This window comes from Streptomyces sp. RP5T, assembly GCF_003933965.1.
GTDB lineage: Bacteria > Actinomycetota > Actinomycetes > Streptomycetales > Streptomycetaceae > Streptomyces.
Window position 1 is genome coordinate 1 of record NZ_RSAJ01000636.1, and the last position, 4523, is coordinate 4523.

Consider the following 4523-nt stretch of genomic DNA (forward strand, 5'->3'; position numbering starts at 1 on the left):
GCCCCGGCCCGTCCGGGGCTTCCCGGGATCGACGAGCCCAGCACCCCCCAGGGCCGCAAGGCCCCGCTGCACGGCCCCGGCGGCCGGCCCGCGGCCGTCAAGGCGCCCACCACCACCCGTGCCGAGATCATCCGGCGGGCCAAGCAGTGGGTCGCCGCGAAGGTGCCGTACAGCATGTCCGCCTACTGGAGCGACGGCTACCGGCAGGACTGCTCGGGCTTCGTGTCCATGGCCTGGAACCTGCCGGGCAACGAATGGACCGGCAGCCTGGGCCAGTACGGCATCAGGATCGCCAAGGACGACCTCCAGCCCGGCGACATCCTGCTCTTCCACAACCCGTCCAACCCCGAGCAGGGCTCCCACGTCGTCATCTTCGGCGGCTGGACGGACTACACGCACACCTACTACCTGGCCTACGAGGAGACCCGCCCGTACGCCCGCAAGCAGGCCACCCCGTACGCCTACTGGAGCAACTCGGACCGGTACGTCGCCTACCGCTACAAGGGGCTCGCGGGTCCCGCGCCGGGCGCCGAGCCGGGCGCCTCCACGCCCGGCACCTCCACACCGGACCCGTCGTCACCGGCCACACCCAAGCCGGACAACGACAAGCCGGCCGCGCCGGACCCGACCCCCTACCCGGGGGCCGCCTACTTCGGGCCCGGGGCCAACAACAAGTACGTCACCCAGCTCGGCCGCATGCTCGTGGAGCGCGGCGCCGGGCGCTACTACACCTCCGGTCCCGGCCCCCGCTGGACGGACGCGGACCGCAGGGCCACCCAGGCGTTCCAGCAGGCGCAGGGCTGGCGGGGCGAGGACGCGGACGGGCTGCCCGGGGCGCAGACCTGGACGCTGCTGGTGAGCGGCAAGGGCAGGGACATCGAGGCGCCGGGCGGCCAGACCGGGGCGGCAGGCCCCTCGGCACCCTCCTCGCACGGGGTCCCCGGCTACCCGGGCCGCGCGATGTTCCGGCCCGGCGCGAGCAACAAGTACGTCACCCAGCTCGGCGAACAGCTCGTGAAGAAAGGGTTCGGCAAGTACTACACGACCGGGCCGGGGCCGCGCTGGGGCGAGCCCGACCGGCGGGGCGTCGAGGCCTTCCAGCGTGCCCAGGGCTGGCGGGGCGGCGCGGCGGACGGCTACCCGGGACCGGAGACCTGGCGGCGGCTGTTCTCGTAATCACCTGTGGTGACATCTGGCGCGGAGGCTGGAGACACGCATGACCACGACCGCTTCACCCACACCGGAGTCCGAGGGGCACGCCCGCCCGGCCCGGCTCATCCAGAACGAGTCGACCACCGAGATCCCGGTCCACCTGCTCTTCCGTGACGACCCGGACCCGGTCTCGGTGCCGCTGAGGCCCGCGGTGGTGGGCCGCCGGCAGGGCACCGGGGAACAGCCCCGGCTGCGCAGGCCCGACCGGCTCACCCCGCGACCGGCCCCGGACGTCGATCCCGGCCTGGCCGAGCGCCCCGCGCGGGTGCTGCCGGGCTCGGTGGGCGTCCTCGCCGGCGCCTGCGGACTGGCCGGGTGCGCGCTCACCTCGTGGTGGGCCGGGATCCTGCCGGGGCCGGCCCTGGAGGCGCTCCGGATCCCGGCGTTCGCGGGCGCGGGCCTCGGGCCCGCGCAGTGGGCGGCGTACGCCGGTGCCGGCGCCCTCGGCCTGTTCGGCTTCGGGGGACTGGCCCGCGGCCGGACCGGGCGGGCCTGGGTGCTCGGTCTGTTCGGCCGCTACCGGGGGACCGTCCGGCGCACCGGCCTGATGTGGGTCAACCCGCTGCTGCTGCGCCGCCGGGTCGACGTACGGCTGCGGCACTGGCGCGGTGAGCCGCTGCCGGCCGCCGACGCGAACGGGGTCGCTCTGCGGGTCGTCGTCCTCGTGGTGTGGCGGGTGCGGGACACCGCGCGGGCCACGCTCGGCGTCGACGACCACGAGACGGATCTGCGCGAGTGCGTCGAGGCCGCGCTCGCCCGGGTCCCGGTGGAGGCGCCGGGCTCCGTCCGCGGCTCGGCCGACACGGCGGCGGAGGCGCTGACCCGGCTGGTGGCGGCGGAGACCGCTCCCGTCGGCGTCGAGGTGTTCTCGGTCCAGCCGCTGCGCGTCGAGTACGCCCCCGAGGTGGCCGCCGCGATGCACCGCCGCCGGATCGCCGCGCTGGACGCCCAGCAGCGGGCCACCATGCTGACCTCGGTGGTGGACTCGGTGGAGGACACGGTGACCCGGCTGACCATGCGTGGCCTGGTGGAACTCGACGACTACGAACGCAAGGCGCTGGTCAAGGACTTGACGGTGGCCTTCTGCGCGGGCCGCGGAGAGCAAGGGGCGTAGTCGGTATGGACATGGTCAACGCTCGGTAATAATCTGGGACTTGGTCTAGACCTGCAAGCTCACCGAACCTCCCCCACGTTCTCCAGGAGCGGCAGCATGCGCAAACAGACCAAGTGGTACGCCGCGGTGGTGGGCCTCGCCACCACCGGCGCCCTCGTCCTCTCCTCCGGCGGCGCCAGCGGTCACGGCTACACCGACCTCCCCATCAGCAGGCAGAAGCTCTGCCAGAACGGCACGGTGGCGAACTGCGGCTCCATCCAGTGGGAGCCGCAGAGCGTCGAGGGCCCGAAGGGCTTCCCGGCCTCCGGCCCTGCCGACGGGCAGATATGCAACGCAGGGCTGAGTCAGTTCAGCCAGCTCAGCGCGCCGAGGACACCGGCGGGCACGGCATGGCCGGCGACCCGGGTGACGGGCGGCCAGAGCTACACCTTCCGCTGGCAGTTCACCGCCATGCACGCCACCACCGACTTCAAGTACTACGTCACCAAGGCGGGCTGGAACCAGAACCACAACCTGGCCCGCTCCGACCTCAACCTCACCCCGTTCCTGACCGTCCCCTACAACGGCCAGCGGCCTCCCTCCACCCTCTCGCACAGCGGCACCCTGCCGTCCGGGCTCAGCGGACGGCATGTGATCGTCGCGGTGTGGACCATCGCCGACACGGCGAACGCGTTCTACGCCTGCTCGGACGTCACTTTCTGAGCATCGCTTGAGACAGTCCAGGCATCCCCCGGGGTAGGTTCCCCCACACGATCACGCGATCCCGTGATCGGTGCCTGACCTCGGGGGATCCGCCATGACCGCCTTCTTCTACGTCATTCCCTGCCTGATCATGGCCGTGGCCCTGGCCGGCGCCTGCCTCATGGTGCGGCGCTGGCTGCGGATGCGCCGGGCCTGGACGAGCGGCCTCACCGCCGAGGCGCGGTGCCTGCGGGTGTACTCCGTGGCGCACGGCGGCGGCGACAGCCGGGTGCGCACGAGCCTGCGCCATGTGTACGAGTTCCGGGCGCGCGACGGCCGGATGGTCCGCTTCGAGGAGGAGGGCGGCCCGGGGACCACGCTCGAAGGGGACATCGTCACCGTGCGCTACGCCGAGGGCCCCCACATCGTGGCAACTGCCCGCTCCGGCGGCGGCGGACTCGGCTGCGCCGCGTTCGCGGTGGTGGCCTTCACCGGGGTGATCGTCCTGTTCTGCGCCGGCTTCATGATCGCCGTCAGTGCGATGTCCTAGACCTCCACATCTGACGACCCGTCAACTACCGTACGCCCCCATGGACTCCAGGAGGCGTACGGTCGCGGAGCTCGTCGCGGCGCGGTGGGGTGACCACCGCCCGGGACTGTGGTTCGAGGGGCGGGTGCTCACCCACCACGAGACCGCCTCGGGGGCCGCGGCCCGGGCAGCGCTGCTCACCGACCTGCTGCCGGGGGCCGGGTCCCACATCGGGCTGCTGCTCGACAACACCCCCGAGTACCCGCTGTGGTTGAGCGCGGCCGCCCTCGCCCGGACCGCCGTGGCGGGCGTCAACCCCACCCGCCGGGGCCCCGAACTCGCCCGCGACATCCTGCACACCGAGTGCCGCCTGCTGATCACCGAGCCCGCCCGGCTCCCGCTGCTGAGCGGACTCGACCTGCCCGGCGTCCGCCTGCTGGTGACCGGCACCGAGGAGTACGACACCCTGCTCGCGCCCTACGCCGGTGCCGAGCCGGACGCCTCCAGGGCCCTCCCCGAGGACCGGCTGCTCCTCTACTTCACCTCCGGCTCCACCGGCGCCCCCAAGGCCGCGCTCTGCTCCCAGGGCCGGCTGGCCGCCGCGGGGCACTCGCTGGCCGACCAGTTCCGGCTCGGCGCGGACGGGGTGCACTACATCTGCATGCCGATGTTCCACGGCAACGCGGTGATCGCCGACTGGGCGCCCGCGCTGGCGAGCGGTGCGGGGGTCGCGCTCAGGCGGCGGTTCTCGGCCTCGGGGTTCCTGGCGGACGTGCGCGCGTACGGGGCGACGTACTTCACCTATGTCGGCCGGGCGATCCAGTACGTCCTGGCCACCGAGGAGCGTGAGGACGACCGGGACAATCCGCTTCGGCTCGGGTTCGGCACCGAGGCGGGGGCGGTGGACGCGGCGGATTTCGAACGGCGGTTCGGGGTGCGGCTGGTCGAGGGGTACGGGTCCTCCGAGGGCGGCGCGGCGATCCAGTG

At 73.2% G+C, this 4523-nt stretch carries 5 protein-coding genes; all 5 read left to right on the top strand.

Translation table 11 applies throughout. The features are described 5' to 3' along the window. The coding region (locus EHS43_RS38085) for a peptidoglycan-binding protein (protein WP_125195179.1) at positions 1-1176 on the top strand (1176 nt) is incomplete at its 5' end. A 40-nt stretch (positions 1177-1216) separates the two neighbouring features. Then, entirely contained in the window at positions 1217-2326 is a 1110-nt protein-coding gene (locus EHS43_RS38090) for an SPFH domain-containing protein (RefSeq protein WP_125195180.1), read from the top strand. A 96-nt stretch (positions 2327-2422) separates the two neighbouring features. Next, positions 2423-3028 carry a lytic polysaccharide monooxygenase gene (locus EHS43_RS38095; protein ID WP_125195181.1) on the top strand — a complete coding sequence of 202 codons (606 nt, stop codon included), beginning with the start codon at positions 2423-2425 and terminating at the stop codon, positions 3026-3028. 94 nt (positions 3029-3122) lie between these two features. Continuing rightward, complete coding sequence (locus EHS43_RS38100) at positions 3123-3557, top strand: hypothetical protein (protein WP_125195182.1); 435 nt, start codon at positions 3123-3125, stop codon at positions 3555-3557. A gap of 40 nt (positions 3558-3597) precedes the next feature. Continuing rightward, positions 3598-4523 (top strand): AMP-binding protein (locus EHS43_RS38105; RefSeq protein ID WP_148104201.1); only part of this gene is annotated, 926 nt, incomplete at its 3' end.

What these genes read in the sequence shown, in the direction of transcription:
- EHS43_RS38100 (WP_125195182.1), top strand. Translation starts at nt 3,123, where the DNA reads ATGACCGCCTTCTTCTACGTCATTCCCTGCCTGATCATGGCCGTGGCC.
- EHS43_RS38090 (WP_125195180.1), top strand. Translation starts at nt 1,217, where the DNA reads ATGACCACGACCGCTTCACCCACACCGGAGTCCGAGGGGCACGCCCGC.
- EHS43_RS38095 (WP_125195181.1), top strand. Translation starts at nt 2,423, where the DNA reads ATGCGCAAACAGACCAAGTGGTACGCCGCGGTGGTGGGCCTCGCCACC.